17 protein-coding genes, 1 tRNA gene and 1 pseudogene are annotated in these 20,154 nt (G+C 72.5%); 12 read left to right on the forward strand and 7 right to left on the reverse strand.

Annotated elements, in window-relative coordinates; all coding sequences use genetic code 11:
- Positions 1–100 precede the first annotated feature (100 nt).
- From ACFXKG_RS07930 to glmS, 3 genes are all read left to right on the forward strand, one after another.
- Complete coding sequence (locus ACFXKG_RS07930) at positions 101–1,039, forward strand: DUF4429 domain-containing protein (protein ID WP_384834086.1); 939 nt, start codon at positions 101–103, stop codon at positions 1,037–1,039.
- A 102-nt stretch (positions 1,040–1,141) separates the two neighbouring features.
- Positions 1,142–1,417: a hypothetical protein gene (locus ACFXKG_RS07935; RefSeq protein ID WP_329826955.1), complete on the forward strand. Its 276-nt coding sequence runs from the start codon at positions 1,142–1,144 to the stop codon at positions 1,415–1,417.
- Between the two features lie 92 nt (positions 1,418–1,509).
- Complete coding sequence (glmS, locus tag ACFXKG_RS07940) at positions 1,510–3,339, forward strand: glutamine--fructose-6-phosphate transaminase (isomerizing) (RefSeq protein ID WP_384834089.1); 1,830 nt, start codon at positions 1,510–1,512, stop codon at positions 3,337–3,339.
- A gap of 221 nt (positions 3,340–3,560) precedes the next feature.
- Here glmS and ACFXKG_RS07945 read toward each other — a convergent pair.
- A pseudogene (locus ACFXKG_RS07945) lies at positions 3,561–3,755 on the reverse strand (hypothetical protein); the annotation flags it as partial.
- A gap of 205 nt (positions 3,756–3,960) precedes the next feature.
- Entirely contained in the window at positions 3,961–4,482 is a 522-nt protein-coding gene (locus ACFXKG_RS07950) for a universal stress protein (protein WP_384834092.1), read from the reverse strand.
- Positions 4,483–5,583: 1,101 nt separating this feature from the next.
- On the opposite strand from ACFXKG_RS07950, the gene ACFXKG_RS07955 reads away from it, so the two are divergent.
- The 7 genes from ACFXKG_RS07955 to ACFXKG_RS07985 all read left to right on the forward strand — a co-directional run bounded on the left by ACFXKG_RS07955 (position 5,584) and on the right by ACFXKG_RS07985 (position 12,856).
- Entirely contained in the window at positions 5,584–6,804 is a 1,221-nt protein-coding gene (locus ACFXKG_RS07955; RefSeq protein ID WP_384834095.1) for a GlxA family transcriptional regulator, read from the forward strand.
- A 10-nt stretch (positions 6,805–6,814) separates the two neighbouring features.
- A complete protein-coding gene (gene orn, locus ACFXKG_RS07960; RefSeq protein WP_384834098.1) occupies positions 6,815–7,417 on the forward strand; it encodes an oligoribonuclease in 603 nt (200 codons plus the stop codon).
- 165 nt (positions 7,418–7,582) lie between these two features.
- Positions 7,583–7,655, forward strand: a tRNA-His gene (locus ACFXKG_RS07965).
- Positions 7,656–7,979: 324 nt separating this feature from the next.
- A complete protein-coding gene (locus ACFXKG_RS07970) occupies positions 7,980–9,323 on the forward strand; it encodes an extracellular solute-binding protein (protein ID WP_384834101.1) in 1,344 nt (447 codons plus the stop codon).
- 3 nt (positions 9,324–9,326) lie between these two features.
- Complete coding sequence (locus tag ACFXKG_RS07975) at positions 9,327–10,409, forward strand: carbohydrate ABC transporter permease (RefSeq protein WP_384834103.1); 1,083 nt, start codon at positions 9,327–9,329, stop codon at positions 10,407–10,409.
- 9 nt (positions 10,410–10,418) lie between these two features.
- Positions 10,419–11,378 (forward strand): carbohydrate ABC transporter permease, encoded by a 960-nt coding sequence (locus ACFXKG_RS07980; RefSeq protein ID WP_384834106.1) that lies wholly within the window; start codon positions 10,419–10,421, stop codon positions 11,376–11,378.
- A gap of 68 nt (positions 11,379–11,446) precedes the next feature.
- Entirely contained in the window at positions 11,447–12,856 is a 1,410-nt protein-coding gene (locus ACFXKG_RS07985) for a GH1 family beta-glucosidase (protein ID WP_384834109.1), read from the forward strand.
- A gap of 175 nt (positions 12,857–13,031) precedes the next feature.
- Here the strand turns inward: ACFXKG_RS07985 and ACFXKG_RS07990 are convergent, their stop codons facing one another.
- Positions 13,032–14,480 carry an ATP-binding protein gene (locus ACFXKG_RS07990; RefSeq protein WP_384834111.1) on the reverse strand — a complete coding sequence of 483 codons (1,449 nt, stop codon included), beginning with the start codon at positions 14,478–14,480 and terminating at the stop codon, positions 13,032–13,034.
- Positions 14,477–15,205 (reverse strand): response regulator transcription factor, encoded by a 729-nt coding sequence (locus ACFXKG_RS07995; RefSeq protein ID WP_384834114.1) that lies wholly within the window; start codon positions 15,203–15,205, stop codon positions 14,477–14,479. The genes ACFXKG_RS07990 and ACFXKG_RS07995 overlap by 4 nt, the downstream gene beginning before the upstream one ends.
- A gap of 148 nt (positions 15,206–15,353) precedes the next feature.
- On the opposite strand from ACFXKG_RS07995, the gene ACFXKG_RS08000 reads away from it, so the two are divergent.
- Positions 15,354–15,974 (forward strand): hypothetical protein, encoded by a 621-nt coding sequence (locus ACFXKG_RS08000; RefSeq protein WP_384834116.1) that lies wholly within the window; start codon positions 15,354–15,356, stop codon positions 15,972–15,974.
- Between the two features lie 57 nt (positions 15,975–16,031).
- On the opposite strand, the gene ACFXKG_RS08005 is transcribed toward ACFXKG_RS08000, so the two are convergent.
- Together ACFXKG_RS08005 and ACFXKG_RS08010 are read right to left on the reverse strand one after the other, a co-directional pair.
- Positions 16,032–16,889, reverse strand: coding sequence for a spermidine synthase (locus ACFXKG_RS08005; RefSeq protein ID WP_384834119.1), 858 nt, complete (start codon positions 16,887–16,889; stop codon positions 16,032–16,034).
- A 268-nt stretch (positions 16,890–17,157) separates the two neighbouring features.
- Positions 17,158–17,598, reverse strand: coding sequence for a hypothetical protein (locus ACFXKG_RS08010; protein ID WP_384834122.1), 441 nt, complete (start codon positions 17,596–17,598; stop codon positions 17,158–17,160).
- 295 nt (positions 17,599–17,893) lie between these two features.
- Here ACFXKG_RS08010 and ACFXKG_RS08015 point away from each other — a divergent pair, with 295 nt between their 5' ends.
- Positions 17,894–19,291: a tetratricopeptide repeat protein gene (locus ACFXKG_RS08015; RefSeq protein WP_384834125.1), complete on the forward strand. Its 1,398-nt coding sequence runs from the start codon at positions 17,894–17,896 to the stop codon at positions 19,289–19,291.
- Between the two features lie 93 nt (positions 19,292–19,384).
- Here the strand turns inward: ACFXKG_RS08015 and ACFXKG_RS08020 are convergent, their stop codons facing one another.
- Positions 19,385–19,981 carry a histidine phosphatase family protein gene (locus ACFXKG_RS08020; protein WP_384834128.1) on the reverse strand — a complete coding sequence of 199 codons (597 nt, stop codon included), beginning with the start codon at positions 19,979–19,981 and terminating at the stop codon, positions 19,385–19,387.
- Positions 19,982–20,154 lie beyond the last annotated feature (173 nt).

The raw sequence follows: 20,154 nt of genomic DNA on the forward strand, positions 1-20,154 counted from the left end.
GCCCCGGCCCCTGTTGCGCGGGCCGGGGCCGGTCTGTTCGCGGGCCCGGGCCGGCCGTTCCGTCTCGTGTTCCGCCGGCGCCTGATGGAAGAATCCCCGCATGGCGGAAATCATCCAGCGGGACGGCACCTGGACCTTCGACGGGAGCACGGTCCGTATCGTGCCCGGCAAGGACAAGGGCGTGGGCCTGCTCCGCAGGACACTCGGCGAGATCGCCGTGCCGCTGGAGGCGCTCGCCGGGATCTCCTTCGAGGCCGGGCGGAAGTCCGGGCGGCTGCGGCTGCGCCTGCGGGACGGCGCCGATCCGCTGCTCCAGATCACCGGCGGCCGGCTGGGCGACAGCTCCGAGCCGTACTGCCTGACGGTCGAGAAGGACCGTTTCGGGGTGGCCGAGTACCTGGTGGACGAGGTGCGCAACTCCCTCCTCCTCGACCAGGTGGACCCCGGCCCCGTCGACAGCTATCTGCTGCCGGGCCCCGCCCTGCCGATCACGGTGGGCGCGGGCGACGCGACCGTCTCCTTCGACGGGGAGCGGATCCGGCTGGAGTGGAACTGGAAGACCGAGGAGTCCAAGTCCTCCGGCGGCCCCCGCACACTCTCCCTGGACGATGTGGAGGGGGTGGAGTGGCTGCCGAGCCGGGGGCTGGAGAACGGCTATCTGCGCTTCCTGGTGACACGGATGCCGACCTCCACCCCGGCCAAGCACGACCCGCACGCCGTCGATCTGTACGGGTTCCGGAAGGACCCGCTGATGGCGCTGGTGGGCGCGGCGGTGGTGGCCCGGCTGCCGCATCCGAGGGCGGCGGCGTCCCCGGAGGGCGAGCTTCCGGGCGCGGGCCCCGCGGAGGTCGCCGTACCGGCATCCGGAGCGGCTTCCGCGCCCGGCGCGACCCACGCGGCGGGCGGGCCGGGCCACGGGTCCGACGATCATGACGCCCTGCTGCGCCGCCTGCGGGAGCTGGGCGAGCTGCATCAGTCGGGGATACTCACCGCCGAGGAGTTCGCCACCGCCAAGCAGGCCATCCTCGGGCGCCTCTGAGACGCAGCACATCTCCCTCATTCAGCTCTCATATTCAGCGCCTCCTGCCCGATTCCGGGCAGGATTCTTGCAAACACCCCCGTGCGCCCGCAATATCGACGAGTGCTCGAACGCCGACCGTCGTACGACGACCTCATCGACCATCTCGTGCGCAGCACCGCGCTCCAGCGCGGTGAGGCCGCCCGTGTGGTGCTCGACGTACTGGCGTACTTCGACGAGACGACCGAGGAGTTCGTCCGGCGCCGTCACCGGGAACTGCAGTCCGGCGGCGCCGCCAACGCGGAGATCTTCGAGCGGATCGCGGCCGAGCTGCCGCACCGCGCGGTGGCGCCCCCGGAGCTCTCGCTCCGGCAGCTGCGCCGCATCGTCTACGGCTGACATCGCGGCTACCGCCGTTACCGCCGGCCCGGCCGGCACGTACCGGCGGGTCCGGGCACACACCGTGAGAACTCAGGAGGGGCAGAGACCGTATGTGCGGAATCGTCGGATACATCGGCAAGCGTGACGTGGCACCGCTGCTGCTGGAGGGCCTGCAGCGACTGGAGTACCGGGGGTACGACTCCGCCGGCATCGTCATCACCGGCAAGCCCGCAGCGGGCAAGGCCGCCGTGCTGAAGATGGTCAAGGCCAAGGGCCGCGTCCGCGAGCTGGAGTCCCGCGTCCCCAAGCGCTTCGCCGGGACCAGCGGGATCGCGCACACCCGGTGGGCCACGCACGGCGCCCCGAGCGACGAGAACGCGCATCCGCACATGGACACCGAGGGCAAGGTCGCGCTCGTCCACAACGGGATCATCGACAACGCCTCCGAGCTGCGCAAGAAGCTGGAGGCGGACGGGGTCGTCTTCCTCTCGGAGACCGACACCGAGGTGGTCACCCACCTCGTCGCCCGCTCCCAGGCGGACACCCTGGAGGAGAAGGTCCGCCAGGCGCTCCAGCTCGTCGAGGGCACCTACGGCATCGCCGTCATGCACGCGGACTTCCCGGACCGTATCGTCGTCGCCCGCAACGGCTCCCCCGTGGTGCTGGGCATCGGCGAGAAGGAGATGTTCGTCGCCTCCGACGTGGCGGCGCTGGTCTCGCACACCCGCCAGGTCGTGACGCTGGACGACGGCGAGATGGCCACCCTCAAGGCCGACGACTTCCGGACGTACACCACCGAGGGGTCGTCCACCTCGGCGACGCCGACCACCGTGGAGTGGGAGGCCGAGTCGTACGACATGGGCGGCCACGACACGTACATGCACAAGGAGATCTCGGAGCAGCCGGACGCCGTGGACCGCGTGCTGCGCGGCCGGATCGACGACCGGTTCTCCACCGTGCACCTCGGCGGGCTGAACCTGGACGCCCGCGAGGCGCGCGGGGTGCGCCGGATCAAGATCCTCGGCTGCGGCACGTCGTACCACGCGGGTCTGATCGGGGCGCAGCTCATCGAGGAGCTGGCGCGGATCCCCGCCGACGCCGAGCCGGCCTCGGAGTTCCGCTACCGCAACCCGGTGGTGGACCCCGACACGCTGTACGTGGCGGTGTCGCAGTCCGGTGAGACGTACGACGTGCTGGCGGCGGTGCAGGAGCTGAAGCGCAAGGGCGCCCGGGTGCTGGGGGTCGTCAACGTCGTGGGCTCGGCGATCGCCCGGGAGACCGACGGCGGGGTGTACGTGCACGCGGGCCCGGAGGTCTGTGTCGTCTCCACCAAGTGCTTCACCAACACCGTGGTCTCGTTCGCCCTGCTGGCGCTGCACCTGGGCCGGATCCGCGACCTGTCCGTGGCGGACGGCAAGCGGATCATCGCGGGGCTGCGCAGGCTGCCCGAGCAGATCGCGGAGATCCTGGCGACGGAGCACGAGATCGAGAAGCTGGCGGCGGAGTACGCGCAGGCGAGTTCGATGATGTTCATCGGACGGGTACGGGGCTACCCGGTGGCGCTGGAGGCGTCGCTGAAGCTGAAGGAGATCTCGTACATCCACGCCGAGGCGTATCCGGCGTCCGAGCTGAAGCACGGCCCGCTGGCGCTGATCGAGCCGGCGCTGCCGACGGTGGCGATCGTCCCGGACGACGATCTGCTGGAGAAGAACCGCGCGGCGCTGGAGGAGATCAAGGCGCGCAGCGGCCCGATCCTGGCGGTGGCGCACCAGGAGCAGGAGAAGGCCGACCACACGATCGTGGTGCCGAAGAACGAGACGGAGCTGGACCCGATCCTGATGGGGATCCCGCTCCAGCTGCTGGCGTACCACACGGCGCTGGCGCTGGGCCGGGACATCGACAAGCCGCGTAACCTCGCGAAGTCGGTCACGGTCGAGTAGCCGAGCGGACGGGACAGGCAGTACGGGCAGTACGGGCGGTACGGGCGGGACAGGCGGGACGGGCCGTCGAGCTCGCGGCGCGGCGGCCCGTTCGGCCCGTTCGGGCGTGAGAGCGCCCCCAGCGCGTGCCACCCGTCACACTGGGGGCGCTCTCCGAAGGGGCCGGTGCTTGCCCGGGCACCGGCCCTCGGCCCGGGGCCGGTCGTGGCCTAACCGGTGGTACGGAGTTCGGGCAGCCCGGCCGCGAACAGGGCGACGCCGCCGACGTACAGCGCGAGGGTGACGGCGTCCGCCGCCGTGACGCCGTTCACGGCACCGGTCAGGCCGATGCCGAAGGCGAGCAGGGGGAGTCCGAGGGCAAGATGGCCGAGAATCGAAGTGGAATTGGCGCTTCCCGCAGAGACGTCGTTGGCCACGGCGGGCTCCCTTCACGGTGTGCGGGCGTGCTGAGCCCCAGTGGCCGTTATGTACCCTTCACCGTCGCGCGGCGCACCTCTACGCGTGAGTAAATTCACGCTGCGGGCAAGGAAGTTGACGGCTCCTCAGGGATTGAGGTCGCGACTTCTCAAGGTGTGAGGCCGCGCGGTGCCGTCGCGTGGATCCCCGAAGCCCCGCCCGCCCTCAGGGGATGACGACGACGGGGCGCTGCGCGCGGCGGGCCAGCCGCCCGGCGACCGAGCCGAAGATCCGCCCGACGATGCCGTGCGTGGAGCCGACGACGATCGCGTCGGCGGAGTACTCCTCGCCGACCTCTTCGAGTTCGTGGCAGATGTCACCGCCGCGCTCGACCAGGATCCACGGCACCTCGGTGAGGTAGTCCGCGCAGGCCAGTTCGAGGCCGAGCACCTCGGTGCGGTGGTCGGGGACGTCCACGAAGACGGGGGGCTCGCACCCCGCCCAGACCGTGGTCGGGAGGCGGTTGGCGACATGGACGATGATCAGGCCGGAGCCGAGGCGCCGGGCCATGCCGATGGCGTAGGCGAGGGCACGCTCGCTGGACATCGAGCCGTCGAAGCCGACGACCACTCCGTGCCGGAAGGCCGGATCGCAGGAGGCGTGCGTCTGTTCCGCCGCTCGGAGGCCTGCCAGAGGGTCGGCTACCTGCTCGCGGTCTGCGGGTTCTGGGATTTCGTGACCGGCCATGGATGTCTCGGCGAAAGAAGTCCTCTTGAGAAGGAGCAACGAGTGGCGGGGTGGACGGAGCTGTGTCCGGGAATCATCTTCCCAACCCCATACCCCAAAGGGTACGGCGACACTCCTCTCATGCCCAGAGCCCGCCGCGTCACACGCGGCGTTCCAGGGAGCATGCACGAGGCGGTGCCGGATCGCAATGCCGGGTGGCCCCTACAGGCTTCCCGGGCGGTGCCGCCGCACCCCTCGGAGACCCGGGATCACTCCCACGAGTGAGCGGGCGGTCCGGCTCGCCGTTGACCGTCGGCCACGGCGCCGCCCCGGGGAGCCGCGCGTCCCCGCACCTCCCGGCGCCCGACCCTCAGGAGCGCCACGCGCCACGCGGCGCCCGGGCGGCGCGGCACGGCCGGGGGCCCGCGTCCCGGCGCCGGCTCCGGGGACCCGCGGCCCCGGGCGCCGGCGCCGCACGGAATACTGGGAGCGGTCCCACGAGCCCGTCACAGGCCGCCACAGGCCCGCGACGGGCCCTCCGGGAGCCCTCCCCGGGCGCCTCGCGGGGCGCGCACCACCGAGGGGCCGACCGCCGTCGGACGCGATGGCGGCGTACGTAAGGATGTACGGAACGTACGGACCGTCCGGAAGCCGTCACTCGTGGAGGGTTCAACCAGATGGACAGGGGGCGCGGGAGGTCTCACGCGCGTACGAGAGTGGTGCGCCGGGAGACTGGGCGCATCACACAGACGAGCCCATCGCTTTTCAGCCAACTTCGCACTTGGGCCCAACCTTTGATGAAATGGCCTGCCAACCCCCTTGCCACCAGGGAAGAAAGGACCGCTACGGCCCTCCGCACCCTACGGGGATGGGCCATGCACGAGAGGCCTACTTCCACTCTCGGCTCGCGAGTGGAACGCTTCGTGATCGAATGCTTCGCGCCAAGTTGCCTTGTCGACATAGCGCCGGTTGGAGAACTTGTCACGCCGGCACCACGGAACACAGTAGATTCGATCATGAGGATCGACGGCTGGGGACCCGTGCAAAACCGAGGGGAATCGTGCAGGAGCGAAAGGCCCGACAAGAACGGGGAGACGAGAACACCGAGGGGGGCTTAGCGCCATGAGCCAGGACTCCACCGCCGTGCCGGAGTCAGTACGGAAACTTTCCGGGCGTCGACGCCGGGAAGTCGTGGCCGTGCTGCTCTTCAGCGGCGGCCCCATCTTCGAGAGCTCCATTCCGCTCTCGGTGTTCGGAATCGACCGCCAGGACGCCGGGGTTCCCCGCTACCGCCTGCTCGTCTGCGGTGGGGAGGACGGCCCGCTGCGCACCACCGGCGGGCTCGAACTGACCGCGCCGTACGGCCTGGAGGCGATCAGCAGGGCGGGCACCGTGGTGGTGCCGGCATGGCGGTCCATCACATCACCGCCACCACCGGAGGCATTGGACGCGCTGCGCCGTGCCCATGAGGAGGGCGCCAGAATCGTCGGACTGTGCACCGGCGCGTTCGTACTCGCGGCGGCCGGACTGCTGGACGGCCGCCCGGCCACCACGCACTGGATGTACGCGCCGACGCTCGCCAAACGCTATCCGTCCGTCCATGTGGACCCGCGGGAGCTGTTCGTCGACGACGGGGACGTACTGACCTCCGCCGGAACAGCGGCCGGAATCGACCTGTGCCTGCATATCGTCAGGACGGACCACGGCGCGGAGGCAGCGGGGGCCCTGGCCCGCCGGCTGGTCGTACCGCCGCGCCGCAGTGGCGGTCAGGAGCGCTATCTGGACAGGTCTTTACCAGAGGAGATCGGCTCCGACCCGCTCGCGGAGGTCGTGGCCTGGGCGCTGGAACATCTCCACGAGCAGTTCGACGTGGAGACGCTCGCGGCGCGCGCATACATGAGCCGCCGTACCTTCGACCGGCGGTTCCGGTCGCTCACCGGAAGCGCGCCGCTCCAGTGGCTGATCACCCAGCGGGTGCTCCAGGCACAGCGGCTCCTGGAGACCTCCGACTACTCGGTCGACGAGGTGGCCGGCCGGTGCGGCTTCCGCTCCCCGGTGGCGCTGCGCGGGCACTTCCGGCGGCAGCTCGGCTCCTCCCCCGCGGCGTACCGGTCCGCCTACCGGGCCCGGCGCCCGCAGGGCGATCCCATGCCACCGGGGGTCATGGAGTCGATGGTGCCCGCCCAGGCGTCCGCCCACTCCAGACGGGCGGCGGCGGCCTCCAGCGCCCCGGGTCATCCGGCGGCGTCGGCGGCCCTGCCGGACCACGGCAAGCCCGGAGGGGACCTGTACGCGGCGGGTCCGGGCCGTCCGAGTCTGCCCGGCCAGCGGAGCGCCCCGTAGGGTAAGGCGCATGAACGATCGAATGGTGTGGATCGACTGTGAGATGACCGGGCTCTCGCTGGTCGACGACGCACTCATCGAGGTGGCCGCCCTGGTCACCGACTCGGAGCTGAACGTGCTCGGTGAAGGGGTGGACATCGTGATCCGCCCGCCGGACGCGGCGCTGGAGACCATGCCCGAGGTGGTGCGGCAGATGCACACCACCTCGGGGCTCCTCGACGAGCTGGCGGGCGGCACCACGCTCGCCGCCGCCGAGGAGCAGGTCCTGGCGTACGTACGCCGGCACGTGAAGGAGCCCGGGAAGGCACCGCTGTGCGGGAACACGGTCGGCACCGACCGCGGCTTCCTGCTCCGCGACATGGCGACGCTGGAGGGCTACCTCCACTACCGCATCGTCGATGTCTCCTCGATCAAGGAACTGGCCCGCCGCTGGTATCCGCGGGCCTACTTCAACAGCCCGGAGAAGAGCGGCAACCACCGCGCGCTGGCCGACATCCGCGAGTCCATCGCGGAGCTGCGCTACTACCGGGAGGCGGTCTTCGTACCGCAGCCGGGGCCGGACTCGGACACGGCGAAGCAGATCGCCGCGAAGCACGTCCTGCCCGCGGAATAGCCCCCTCCCGGGGCCCTGGGCCCGCCCCCCGCGCCCACCCGCTCGGGGCCTGCCCCGGGCCCGCGCGGGCCCGTTGTCGCGGCCACGACAACGCGGGTGCGAGCACCCTCGCGGACCCTGTACACTTTTTCTCGGCCGGTCAGGGAAGTACGAAGACCGGTCGTGGTGGGTATAGCTCAGCTGGTAGAGCACCTGGTTGTGGTCCAGGATGTCGCGGGTTCAAGTCCCGTTACTCACCCTCGATGAAGATCGCCCCCGGAGCCTGTACGACAGGGTCCGGGGGCGATCTTCGTTCGCTCGCGACCACCGCCGGTGCCGCCACCGCCACCCGCGGGAGGAATCCGCGCCGAGTCCAGCCCTGTCCCTTGACACCCCTACGGGGACCCGCGACGCTTCAACACATCACTTGTGGGAGCGCTCCCACCGTACCTGACCCATACATGCCCCGCACGTGGCCCGACCGCGCCGGATCCCCCCTCGCAACGCGGACAGCGGCACGCAGCACGACGCACGCACGCGGTTGGCCGGAGGCCGGCGACGTCGGTGGCACTAGGAGGACGTCATGCGTACACGTACTCGCCCGTCCCGTAGGCTCGCGGCCCTCGCCGTCGTCGCGACCCTGGCCGCGGGCGCGCTGGCCGGCTGCGCCTCGGACGACGATCCGGCCGACGGTGCCGACAGCGCGAGCAGCGGCGGGGCCGTCGGGGGCAAGGGGAGGACGACGCTCACGGTGGGGGTCTTCGGCGCCTTCGGCCTCCAGGAGGCCGGGCTCTACGACCAGTACATGAAGCAGAACCCCGATGTCGTCATCAAGCAGACCTCCATCGAGCGCAACGAGAACTACTACCCCCAGCTCCTCACCCACCTGGGCTCCGGCAGCGGGCTCGCGGACATCCAGGCCGTCGAGGTCTCCAACATCGCCGAGGTCACCGCCACCCAGAGCGACAAGCTGGTCGACCTCGGCAAGGCGCCCGGCGTCCGGGAGGACAGCTTCGTGCCGTGGAAGTGGGCGCAGTCCACCACCGGGGAGGGCAGGACCATAGGGCTCGGTACGGACATCGGTCCCGAGGCCATCTGCTACCGCAAGGACCTCTTCGCCCGAGCGGGACTGCCCACGGACCGCGCGGAGGTGGGCAAGCTGTGGGCGGGTGACTGGGGGAAGTACCTGGCGGCCGGGAAGACGTTCAAGGCCAAGGCCCCCAAGGGGACGGCCTTCGTGGACTCGGCGAGCGGCGTGATGGCCGCCATCACCGGCAGTTCGGCGGAGCGCTTCTACGGCAAGGACGGCAAGGTCGTCTACAAGACCAACCCGGCGGTGAAGGGTGCCTGGGACGAGGCCGCCGCGTTCGCGAAGGAGGGGCTGACCGCCAAGCTCCAGCAGTTCACGCCCTCCTGGGACCAGGCCTTCGCGAACAGCACCTTCGCCACGGTCTCCTGCCCGCCCTGGATGCTCGGCTACATCCAGGACAAGGCCGGGGCCGCGGGCAAGGACAAGTGGGACGTGGCCGCCGCGCCGAAGCCCGGCAACTGGGGCGGCGCCTTCCTCACCGTGCCCGAGGCCGGGAAGAACAAGGAGGCGGCCGCCAAGCTCGCCGCCTGGCTGACCGCGCCCGAACAGCAGGCGGTCCTCTTCGAGAAGCGGGGCAGCTTCCCCAGCTCGCAGGCCGCGTACGCGCTGCCGGCGGTCTCCGGCGCCAAGCACCCGTACTTCGACAACGCGCCGATCGGGCAGATCTTCACCCAGGCCGCCCAGGGCGTCCCGGTGCAGATCCTCGGCCCGAAGGACGGCATCATCGCGCAGAACCTGGCCGATGTCGGCATGCTCCAGGTCGACCAGAAGGGGACCTCGTCGAAGGACGGCTGGAACGCGGCCGTGAAGGCGATCGACAACGCGCTGGACCAGTGACCCATGGCCAGTGACGCACCCGCCGCCGCGCCCTCCGAGGAGGAGGGCGCGGCCCCGGCCGCGGCCCGGACCCGCCGCGGGACCGCCGGCTCCCGGACCGCCGACTCCCGGAACCCAGGCTCCCGGAGCCCCGGCCGGTCCGGCGAAGAGCGCCTGGAGAGGCGGCGGGAGCGGCGCAGCCGCTGGTACCGCCGCGACGTGCGGTGGAGCCCGTACGCCTTCGTCGCGCCCTTCTTCGTCTTCTTCCTGGCCTTCGGTCTCTTCCCGCTCCTCTACACCGGCTGGGCCTCGCTCCACCGGGTGGAGCTGACCGCGCCCGGCGACATGGAGTGGGTGGGGCTGCGGAACTTCTCCCGGCTGGTGAGCGACGAGTTCTTCTGGAACGCGCTGAAGAACACGCTCACCATCGGGGTGCTGTCGACCGTCCCGCAGCTGCTGATCGCGCTGGGCGTCGCCCATCTCCTCAACTACCGGCTGCGCGGCTCGATGTTCTTCCGGGTCGCCGTGCTCACCCCGTACGCCACCTCGGTGGCCGCCGCGACCCTCGTCTTCGTGCTGCTCTTCGGCCGCGACTACGGGATGATCAACTGGGCGCTGGGGATGGCGGGGATCGATCCGGTCGACTGGCAGAACGGCGCGTGGACCTCGCAGCTCGCGGTCTCCACGATCGTCATCTGGCGCTGGACCGGCTACAACGCGCTGATCTATCTGGCGGCGATGCAGTCGATCCCCGACGACCTCTACGAGTCGGCGGCGCTGGACGGGGCCTCACGGTGGCAGCAGTTCCTCCATGTGACCGTGCCGTCGCTGCGGCCGACGATCCTGTTCACGGTCGTGGTCTCGACGATAGGGGCGACCCAGCTCTTCGGTGAGCCGCTGCTCTACAACGGCGCCGGGGGCGCGAACGGCGGGGCCGATCATCAGTTCCAGACGCTCGGGCTCTACCTGTACGAGCAGGGCTGGGTGAATCTGCACCTCGGCCGGGCCTCGGCGATCGCCTGGACGATGTTCCTGATCCTGCTGGTCGTCGGCGCGGTGAACTGGCTGATCAGCCGCCGTCTGCGCACGAGCTCGCAGGGCCGGTGAGGGAGACACATGTCCACGACGACAGAGTCGCACGCACAGGCACAGCCACCGTCCCGGACCGGGCCCCCGGGGCCCGCGCGGCCCGGTCGGGAGGCACGGAAAGCGGCGCGGAAGGCGGCACGGGGAGCGCCGGGGCGCGGCGCCGGGCGGCAGCTGCACGGCGGCCGGATCACCTACGCGGTGCTGACCGTTTTCACCCTCGGCTCGCTGTTCCCGCTGGTGTGGACGGCGATCGCGGCGTCCCGCAACAACACCCGGCTCGCGCAGACCCCGCCGCCGTTCTGGTTCGGCGGGAACCTCTTCAGGAATCTGGAGATCGCCTGGACCGACGCCAACATGGGGACGGCCCTGCTCAACACGACCGTGGTCGCCGGGTCCGTCGCCGCCGGTACGGTGCTCTTCTCGACGCTCGCCGGGTTCGCCTTCGCCAAGCTGCGCTTCCGGTTCAAGAACCTGCTGCTCCTGCTGGTCATCGGCACGATGATGGTGCCGCCGCAGCTCAGCGTCGTGCCGCTGTACATGCTGATCGCCGAGTTGTCCTGGACCGACCGGCTCCAGTCCGTCATCCTGCCCACCCTGGTCAGCGCCTTCGGCGTGTTCTTCATGCGCCAGTACCTGACCGGGGCGCTGCCCACCGAGCTGATCGAGGCGGCCCGGGTGGACGGCGCGGCCAGCTGGCGGGTGGTGTGGCACGTCGTCTTCCCCGCCGCGCGGCCCGCGATGGCCGTGCTGGGGATGCTGACGTTCGTGATGGCCTGGAACGACTTCTTCTGGCCGATCATCGCGCTGACCCAGAACGGCAGCCCCACCGTGCAGGTGGCGCTGACCGGGCTCGGCCGCGGCTACATCCCCGACCAGTCGGTGATCATGGCGGGCGCGCTGCTGGGCACGCTGCCGCTGCTGATCGCCTTCGTGCTGTTCGGCAAGCACATCGTCGGCGGCATCATGCAGGGCGCGGTCAAGGGCTGAGCCCGCCGCCGGGCGTCCCCGTACCTCACCCCCCACCACCCATCCCTACGGTCACTGGGAGTCGCACCATGTCCGAGACCTTCCCGCCGGGCTTCCTCTGGGGCACCGCCACCGCCGCGTACCAGATCGAGGGCGCGCCCCAGGAGAACGGCCGTACGCCGTCCATCTGGGACGTCTTCAGTCATACGCCCGGCAAGACGGCGAACGGCGACACCGGCGACCTCGCCGTCGACCACTTCCACCGCCGGGCCGAGGACGTCCGGCTGATGGCGGACCTCGGTCTGAACGCGTACCGCTTCTCGGTCTCCTGGCCGCGCGTGCAGCCCACCGGGCGCGGGCCCGCCGTCCAGCGCGGGCTGGACTTCTACCGCGCGCTCGTCGACGATCTGCTCGCACACGGCATCGAGCCGGTCCTCACGCTCTACCACTGGGACCTCCCGCAGGAGCTGGAGTCGGCGGGCGGCTGGCCGGAGCGCGAGACGGCGTACCGCTTCGCGGAGTACGCGCGGGTCGTCGGCGAGGCGCTCGGCGACCGGGTGGAGCGCTGGACGACCCTCAACGAGCCCTGGTGCAGCGCGTTCCTGGGGTACTGCTCCGGGGTGCACGCCCCGGGCCGTACGGACCCGGTGGCCGCCCTGCGCGCGGCCCACCACCTCAACCTCGGCCACGGTCTGGCCACTCAGGCGCTGCGCGCCGTGCTCCCGGCGCGGGCGCAGATCTCGGTGAGTCTCAACCCCGCCTGTGTACGGGCCCGCACGCAGGCGCCGGAGGACCTGAACGCCCGGCGCCGGATCGACGCCCTCGCCAACCGGATCTTCAGCGGGCCGATGCTCGCGGGCGCGTACCCGGAGGACCTCTTCGCGGACACGGCGCGGCTCACGGACTGGTCCTTCGTCCACGCGGGCGACGCGGCGGTGGCCCGTCAGCCGCTGGACTCGCTGGGCATCAACTACTACCAGCCCGCCGTCGTCTCGGCCGCCGGGGAGGGGGACACGGAGCGGCACGACGGCCACGGCGGGGGCGACCACTCCCCCTGGCCGGGCGCGGACGACATCGCCTTCCACCGGCCGCCGGGCGAACTGACCGACATGGGCTGGTCGGTGGATCCGACCGGCCTCCACGACCTGCTGCTGCGCTACACGCGGGAGGCGCCGGGGCTGCCGCTGTACATCACGGAGAACGGCGCGGCGTACGAGGACAAGCCGGCCGCCGACGGCTCGGTCCACGACCCGGACCGGATCCGCTATCTGCACGGCCACCTGTCGGCGGTACGGCGCGCGATCGGGGACGGGGCCGATGTGCGCGGCTACTTCCTCTGGTCGCTGATGGACAACTTCGAGTGGGCGTACGGGTACGACCAGCGGTTCGGCGCGGTCCACGTGGACTTCGAGACGCAGCGCCGTACGCCGAAGTCGAGCGCGCGGTGGTACGCGAAGGTGGCGGCGACGGGGGAACTGCCGGAGCCGCCGGTCGGCTGAGCGGGGCGGGCGACGGGCGCGCGGGCGGCGGGCACGGCGACGGGAGCCCGGCCCGCCCCCGGCTGACGGCTGACGGCGAGCGGGATCGCGGGCCCCTCGGCTCACGGGGCTCACGGGGCTCACGGCGAGCGGGAGCCCCGCCCGCCCTCGGCTCACCGCGCCGCCGCGCCCGGGTTCACGCCTCCGCCGCCTCGGACGTGCGCGCTCCCCGGCGCGGCAGTCGCGGCCAACTGCCGCGCCCCCGGCCCCGGCCGCGCCCGCGACCGCGCGGCCGGTGGCCGCGCCGTTCGTCCGGGGAGCGCCAGCCGTCGAGGCCGATCCAGATCCGTATCTCCGTACCGCCGAGCACCGAGCGGCCGATCCGTACGTCGCCGCCCGTCGACTCCGCGACGCGGCGCACGATGTCGAGGCCGAGACCGGTGGAGCCCTCCCGGGCGCCGCTGTTGCCCCGGGTGAGCGCGGCCTTCGGGTCGGCGATGCCGGGACCGGCGTCCGAGACGAGGACGATCACGGCGTCCTCGCCGTCGTGCACGTCGACCGAGAAGGCCGTGCCCTCCGGGGTGTGGCGGAAGACGTTGCCGAGCAACGCGTCGAGGGCGGCGGCCAGTTCGGTCCGTACGACCGGGGCGCGCACCGGCCGGCCGATGCCGGCGACCCGTACCGTACGGTCCTCGTCCTCGGCCAGCGCGGACCAGAAGTCCATCCGCTCCCGGACCACTTCGGCGACGTCGCAGCCGCCGGCCGGCCCCGCCGCGACCGTCTGCGGCTTGGCCTCGCGGGCGGTGCGGATGATCGTGTCGACCTCGCGCTCCAGCTGCGCGACCGCCGACCTGGTCTGGTCGGCGGCCGGACCCTCGCCGAGCGAGGCCGCGTTGAGGCGCAGCACGGTGAGCGGGGTGCGCAGCCGGTGCGAGAGGTCGGCGGCGAGTTCGCGTTCGTTGGCGAGGAGCTGCACGACCTGGTCGGCCATGGCGTTGAACGCGACGGCGGCGGAGTGGAGTTCGGCCGGCCCCTCCTCGGGGACGCGGGCGCCGAGCTTGCCCTCGCCGAGGGCGTGCGCGGCGCCCGCGAGCCGCCGCGCGGGCTCGACCATCCGGATGCCGAGCCGGTCGGCGACGGCGACCGAGCCGACGATCAGGGCGGCGCCGACGCCCGCGAGGACCAGCCAGGCGGTGGTGACGCCGTTGGTGACCTCGTCCTGGGGGACGTAGATCTCGACGATCGCGATCCGGCCCGAGCCGAGTGCGGTCGGCTGGAGCAGCACGGAGCCGCCCGCGACCTCGGCGGTGGCGGCGCGCGGGGTGCTCCGTACGGTCTCCAGGTCCTTCTGCGCGGCCCGGCGGGAGCCGATCTCCAGGGCGCCCGCCCTGTCCTCCTCACCGGCCGGTACGTGGACGGCCATCCGTCCTTCTGCGCCCGCCTGGGTGGAGGCGACGGCGCGTTCCAGTTCGGCGCGGTCGGTGGTGATGGAGAGGGTGGGGCCCATCGCGGCGGCCTGCCGCTCGGCGTTGGTGAAGGCGCGGTCCCTGGCCATCTCCTTGATGACGAGACCGAGGGGTACGGCGAAGGCGACGACGACCATCACGGTGACCGCCAGGGAGACCTTGACCAGGGCCCATCTCATGGGAGCGGCTCCCTGCGGGGCCGCGCGGGACGGGGCCCCGCGGGCGGCTCCAGTTTGACGCCGACGCCGCGCAGTGTGTGCAGATAGCGGGGCCTGGCCGCCGTCTCCCCCAACTTCCGCCGCAGCCAGGACAGATGGACGTCGATGGTCTGGTCGTCGCCGTACGACTGCTGCCACACCTCGGCGAGCAGTTCCTTGCGCGGTACGACGACGCCGGGGCGCCCGGCGAGGAAGGTCAGCAGGTCGAACTCCCGGCGGGTGAGATCGAGCGGTGTGCCGTCCAACTCGGCCTGGCGGCGCAGCGGATCGATGGTGAGCCCGCCGACCCGCAGCACCCCCGGGGACGGCGCCTCGCCGGCGCCCGCGCGGGAGCGGCGGAGCACGGCCGCGATCCTCGCCGAGAGGTGCGCGACGGAGAACGGCTTGATGAGGTAGTCGTCCGCGCCGTCGTTGAGCAGCCGGACGATCTCGGTCTCGTCGTCCCGCGCGGTCGCGATGATCACCGGTACGTCGGTGATGCCGCGCAGCATCTTCAGCGCCTCGGAGCCGTCGAGGTCGGGGAGTCCGAGATCGAGGATGACCACGTCGAACGGGAAATGGGCGACTTCACGCAGCGCTTCCAGGGCCGTGCCGACGCTCCGGACGGTGTGGGAGGCCTCGGTCAAGTGCCTGATGAGGGCGGAGCGTACGAACTGGTCGTCCTCGACCACGAGCACACTGGGCATGGGCGGCACCGTACGCCATCGGGGCGGCGGAGGCGGGCGGGTCCGGGTGCTCGGGGCGGTGGACGGTGGTGAGATGGGCGACGGACGGTGGTGAGGCGGGCGACGGGTGGTGGTGACGGCGGGACAGGGGTGGCGCGGGTGGTGCACTATGGCCCCGATGCGCAGAGGACTCGTACACGCGATCGCCTGGCTGCTCGCCACCGGCGCGGCGGTGACGCTGACCTGGTGGGGCGTGCACACGGTCATGTCCGGGACGGCGTACGACCCGCCCCGCGCGCTTCCGCTGCCGGTGGACGGGGTCCGGGAGCGGGACGTCTCGGCGCTGGACTCCTCGACGCGGCGGCCCCGGAGCCCGTCGCCGGAGCCGTCGGCGTCCTCGGCCGCGCCCTCGGAGTCCGCGGGTGCGGAGGAGGGCCGTACGTCGCCTGCCGCGCCCGCGCCCACCGGGTCGGCGACGAGCCCCGCGGGGCCGTCCGGGGAGAGTACGGAGCCGTCCGCGGGCTCCGGTTCGGGCCCGGGCTCCGGCTCCGGCGCCGGCTCCAGCTCCGGCCAGGTGAAGAGCTATGCGGTGGACGGCGGCCGGGTCGTGCTGGAACTGGGCGATTCCTCGGCCGAGTTGGTCTCCGCGACGCCGGACGCGGGCTGGCAGGTGCAGGCGTGGACGGAGGAGTACTGGATCCGGGTGACGTTCACGCGGGACGGCCGGGAGGTCTCGGTCTTCTGTACGTGGCACGACAGTGCGCCGAGGGTGGAGTTCGACGACCGTTGACGGGCCCGGTCGCGGGGGCTCCGCGCGGGGGATCGGCAAGGGGCCGCGCGCGGGGCTTCAGTCCGCGAACGTACCGGCCGGGGGCAGCGGCGACGCCTTCGCGCCCGCGTCCGTGACGACGGCCGCCCCACCGGTGAAGTCGGCCAGTGCGCGCCCGTGTTCGACGCGGCCGGGATGCGGATCGCTCGCGACCCGGCGGGTCAGCTCGGCCACGGGCAGCTCCCGGTCCGCGGCGAGCAGGACGGCGTTGCCGAAGCGCCGGCCGCGCAGCACGGCCGGGTCGGCGGCGAGCGCCAGCCGCTCGAACGCGCCCGCGGCGGTGGCGATCTGGCCCCGGAGGTGGCCGAGCGGCGGACCGTCCGCGATGTTGGCGGCGTACCAGCCGTCCGGCTTCAGGGCCCGCCGTACGTCGGTCAGGAACTCGGCGCTGGTGAGATGGGCGGGGGTGCGGGTGCCGCCGAACACGTCGGCGATCACCAGATCCGCCCAGCCGTCGGGCACCTTGGCGAGCGCGGCGCGGGCGTCGGCGGAGCGGACGCGGATCCGCGCGGTGGGGTCCAGCGGCAGGTGTTTCCGTACGAACCGGACGAGGGCCGCGTCCACTTCGGCGATCTGCTGGGTGGAGCGGGGCCGGGTGGCGGCGGTGTAGCGCGCGAGGGTGAAGGCGCCACCGCCGAGGTGCACGACGTGCAGGGGGCGCTGGGCGGGGGCCACGAGGTCGATGGCGTGGCCGAGCCTGCGCTGGTACGCGAAGGAGAGGTGCGCGGGGTCGTCGAGGTCGACATGGGACTGCGGGGCGCCGTCGATCAGCAGCGTCCAGGCGCGGGCGCGCTCGCGGTCGGGGGTCAGCTCGGCGACACCGGCGTCGACGTCCTCGACGACGGCCTCCGCCCGGTCCCGCCTGCTGCGTGCCACACCCTCATTATCGGGGAGGCGCGGCGGCGCGGAGAACCGGGCCGGTGCCGGGGCCGGTGCGGGTGCCAGGGTCGCTGTCGGCTCGGGCGCCGGAGCCAAGGCCTGCGCGGGTGCCACGGCCGGTGCGGGCGCCGGGGTCAGGGCCGGTGTCGGCGCGGATGCCAGGACCAGGGCCGGGGGCAGGACCGGTGCCGGATCGGGCGCCAGGACCAGGGCCGGTGTCGGCGCGGGCGCCGGGGTCAGGGCCGGTGTCGGATCGCGCCGGCGGTCAGTGGCACCGGTCGGCGGCCTCGATCAGCCGGGCCGCCTCGCCCAGCGCCGCCCGGAGCACCACCGGATCCGTGACCGGCCCCGTCGCGTCGGGCGGCAGCAGCCAGCCCGAGCCGGTGACCGGCGGCTCCGAGGGGACGCGCCTGCCGCGGCCGAGCGTCTGCGTACAGGCGCTGCCCGGCAGGTCCCAGCCGGCCGCCGTGCCGGGCGGCACCAGGAAGCCGAGCGTGTCGCAGGAGCCGTCGTGCAGCACGGGACCGACCGCCGGGACGGCCCCGGCGGGCGCCGCGCCGCGCCGCAGGATGTCCACCGCCTCCAGCCCCTGCCGCGCCGGAACGGTCACCAGGTCGCAGGGTTCGCCGACGTCGTAGGGGCGCGCGCTGGACTCCTGGTGATGTGCGTGCTGAGCCGTCGTGCGTGAGCCACGGCTGGTCTCCATACCGACCTCCCACTCCCACTCCGACAAGGCGGGTCCTCCTCGTCGAATGCAGACACGTTGAGCGTCTCCGCCAGGTTCAACGCGGGGCGGCGTCAACGGCTACGGCGAAACGCCGCCGCAAAGGATGGCAGTTCATGGCGGATCGTGGGCGAGAAATCCGATTTGTAGCCAAACACTGCGTATAAGCACCGTCACGGACGGTACGTTCTTGCTGCGCCGGGTGACCGGCCGTGAACCGGCGGCGGGCCGGCCCTGTCCGATCCGTCCATCGGCCGTACCAGGAGAGGGCTCGGCCATGACGTCGTCCCGGACAGTTCCCAACCTCGCCTTCCGCCGGCTGCGCGGACAGCGCTCGCCGGGGGAGTTCGCCGCCGCCGTGCGCAGGGCCGCACGGGAGATCGGTGAACACGTGGCGTGCGACGCACGCTATATCGGGCGGGTGGAGGCCGGCGAGATCCGCTGCCCCAACTACGCGTATGAACGGGTGTTCCTGCACATGTTCCCCGGACTGACCCTGCGGGACCTGGGCTTCTCGGCGCGCGAGGAGGTACGCGGCAGAGCGGCGCGGGTCACGTCCCAGCGCCGCCCCGCGTCCGGCCCCGGTGCCCCCCTCACACCGCCGCCGAGACCCCCGGCCGGGACGGCACCGACGAACCACCCCAGCGACACCAGCGAGGAGAGCGACGTGCTGCGTCGCGCATTCATCACCAGCGGCCCCGCCTCCGCGATGGCCGCCTCCCTCGGGCACGGCGGTACCGCCGCCGCCTCCGTCCCGGCCCCCCGGCGGGTCGGCGAGGCCGAGGTGCACGCCGTCGAGGAAGCCGTACGACGGATCCGGCTGCTCGACGACCGGCACGGCGCCGACGGGCTCTACCGGAGCGCCGCCCAGCCGCTGCGGGCCGCGTACACCCTGCTCGACGCGGGCACGACGACCCGGCGGGCCACCGCCGACCGGCTCTACTCGGGCGCCGGCGAGCTGTCGATCTCGGTGGGCTGGCTCGCCCATGACTCGGGCCGCTTCGACGAGGCGCGCTCGCACTACGCGGAGGCGCTGGCCACGGCGCGGATCGCGGGCGATCCCGCCCTGGAGGCGCACGCCTTCTGCAACACGTCGTTCCTGGCCAGGGACGCGGGCCAGCACCGGGAGGCCGTACGCGCCGCCCAGGCGGGCCGGCGGGCGGCGGCCAAGCTCTCCTCGCACCGGCTGCTGTCGCTGCTCGCGCTGCGGGAGGCGGGCGGGCGGGCGTGGCTCGGTGACCGTACGGGGTGCGAGCAGGCGCTGTCCCAGGCCCACGGCTACTTCGAGCGCGGGCCCTCGGACTCCGACCCCGAGTGGATGTCGTTCTTCGGCGAGCCCGAGCTGGAGGCGCAGGAGGCGCTGTGCCACGCGGCGTTGGGCGACTGGGCGCGGGCCGCGCGCCACGCGTACCGCGCGACGGTCCTCCAGCAGCCGCACTTCGCCCGCAACCTCGCCCTGTACCGCGTGGAGCTCGCCACCGACCTGGCGCGCGCGGGCGCGCCGGACGAGGCGGCGGCCGCCGGGCACCAGGTGCTCGATCTGCTGGACGACATCCAGTCGTCCCGTATCCAGACGAAGCTCGCCGCGACGGCGCGGGTGCTGCTGCCGCAGCGGCGGCTGCCGGAGGTGGGCGCGTTCCTGGACCGCCACGCGTCGGCGAACGCGCGCGGGTGACGGAACGCCCGGGGTGACGGAATGCCCGCGCGTGACGGACGCCGCGGGTGACGGAACACGCGCGGGTGACGGGACGTCAGGAGGAGCGGCGGTTCAGGCCACGAGGTGCCCGGTGTCGTTCCAGACCTGGATGGCCGGCATGTCGTACGCCCAGCTCAGCACCGAGATCGATGTCGGGTCGAGCCGGATGCGGGCCGCGAACGCGATGTCCTCGCCCAGCCAGCGCGCCCCGATGGCGCGCAGGATGTGGCCGTGCGCGAAGACCAGGACGTCGCGGTCGGCGGAGCGCGCCCAGTCGACGACCTCGTCGGCGCGGGCCGCGACCTGCGCCAGGCTCTCGCCGTCCGGCACGCCGTCCCGCCAGATCAGCCACCCCGGGCGGGCCGCCTTGATCTGCGCCGGGGTCATCCCCTCGTACGCGCCGTAGTCGAACTCCATCAGCGCGTCCCAGGCCTCGGCGCGCCCCCCGAACCCGGCCAGCTCGCAGGTCTCGCTCGCGCGGGCCAGCGGGCTGGTGCGTATCTCCGCGTCGGCCAGCCCCGACCAGGGCTCGCGGTGCAGTCGCTCGCCGAGCAGCTTGGCACCGCGGCGGCCCTCTTCGAGCAGGGGGACATCCGTCCGGCCCGTGTGTTGTCCGGACAGCGACCAGGCGGTCTGGCCGTGCCGGGCGAGCAGGATGCGCGGTGCCATGAAAATGCTCCCTGAAGTTCCCATTGATGCCGTTCCATCATCGCGCACCTGAACGAACAGCGACTTCCAGGGGGCAACCTCCTGACGCGTACCGGCGTCCCTCATTGCGTCGAAGGTGATGTTGTCGAACGCGGATCCCTGGGTACACCCGGCCGAAGACGTCGATCGCGTAC

Origin of the sequence: Streptomyces sp. NPDC059255, from assembly GCF_042752355.1 — a bacterium.
Taxonomy (GTDB): Bacteria; Actinomycetota; Actinomycetes; order Streptomycetales; family Streptomycetaceae; genus Streptomyces.

Excerpts from the sequence above, each read along its gene's own strand:
- ACFXKG_RS07930 (WP_384834086.1), top strand. The coding sequence starts at position 101 with ATGGCGGAAATCATCCAGCGGGACGGCACCTGGACCTTCGACGGGAGC.
- glmS (WP_384834089.1), top strand. The coding sequence starts at position 1,510 with ATGTGCGGAATCGTCGGATACATCGGCAAGCGTGACGTGGCACCGCTG.
- ACFXKG_RS07950 (WP_384834092.1), bottom strand. The coding sequence starts at position 4,482 with ATGGCCGGTCACGAAATCCCAGAACCCGCAGACCGCGAGCAGGTAGCC.
- ACFXKG_RS07955 (WP_384834095.1), top strand. The coding sequence starts at position 5,584 with ATGAGCCAGGACTCCACCGCCGTGCCGGAGTCAGTACGGAAACTTTCC.
- orn (WP_384834098.1), top strand. The coding sequence starts at position 6,815 with ATGAACGATCGAATGGTGTGGATCGACTGTGAGATGACCGGGCTCTCG.
- ACFXKG_RS07970 (WP_384834101.1), top strand. The coding sequence starts at position 7,980 with ATGCGTACACGTACTCGCCCGTCCCGTAGGCTCGCGGCCCTCGCCGTC.
- ACFXKG_RS07975 (WP_384834103.1), top strand. The coding sequence starts at position 9,327 with ATGGCCAGTGACGCACCCGCCGCCGCGCCCTCCGAGGAGGAGGGCGCG.
- ACFXKG_RS07980 (WP_384834106.1), top strand. The coding sequence starts at position 10,419 with ATGTCCACGACGACAGAGTCGCACGCACAGGCACAGCCACCGTCCCGG.
- ACFXKG_RS07985 (WP_384834109.1), top strand. The coding sequence starts at position 11,447 with ATGTCCGAGACCTTCCCGCCGGGCTTCCTCTGGGGCACCGCCACCGCC.
- ACFXKG_RS07990 (WP_384834111.1), bottom strand. The coding sequence starts at position 14,480 with ATGAGATGGGCCCTGGTCAAGGTCTCCCTGGCGGTCACCGTGATGGTC.
- ACFXKG_RS07995 (WP_384834114.1), bottom strand. The coding sequence starts at position 15,205 with ATGCCCAGTGTGCTCGTGGTCGAGGACGACCAGTTCGTACGCTCCGCC.
- ACFXKG_RS08000 (WP_384834116.1), top strand. The coding sequence starts at position 15,354 with ATGGCCCCGATGCGCAGAGGACTCGTACACGCGATCGCCTGGCTGCTC.
- ACFXKG_RS08010 (WP_384834122.1), bottom strand. The coding sequence starts at position 17,598 with ATGGAGACCAGCCGTGGCTCACGCACGACGGCTCAGCACGCACATCAC.
- ACFXKG_RS08015 (WP_384834125.1), top strand. The coding sequence starts at position 17,894 with ATGACGTCGTCCCGGACAGTTCCCAACCTCGCCTTCCGCCGGCTGCGC.
- ACFXKG_RS08020 (WP_384834128.1), bottom strand. The coding sequence starts at position 19,981 with ATGGCACCGCGCATCCTGCTCGCCCGGCACGGCCAGACCGCCTGGTCG.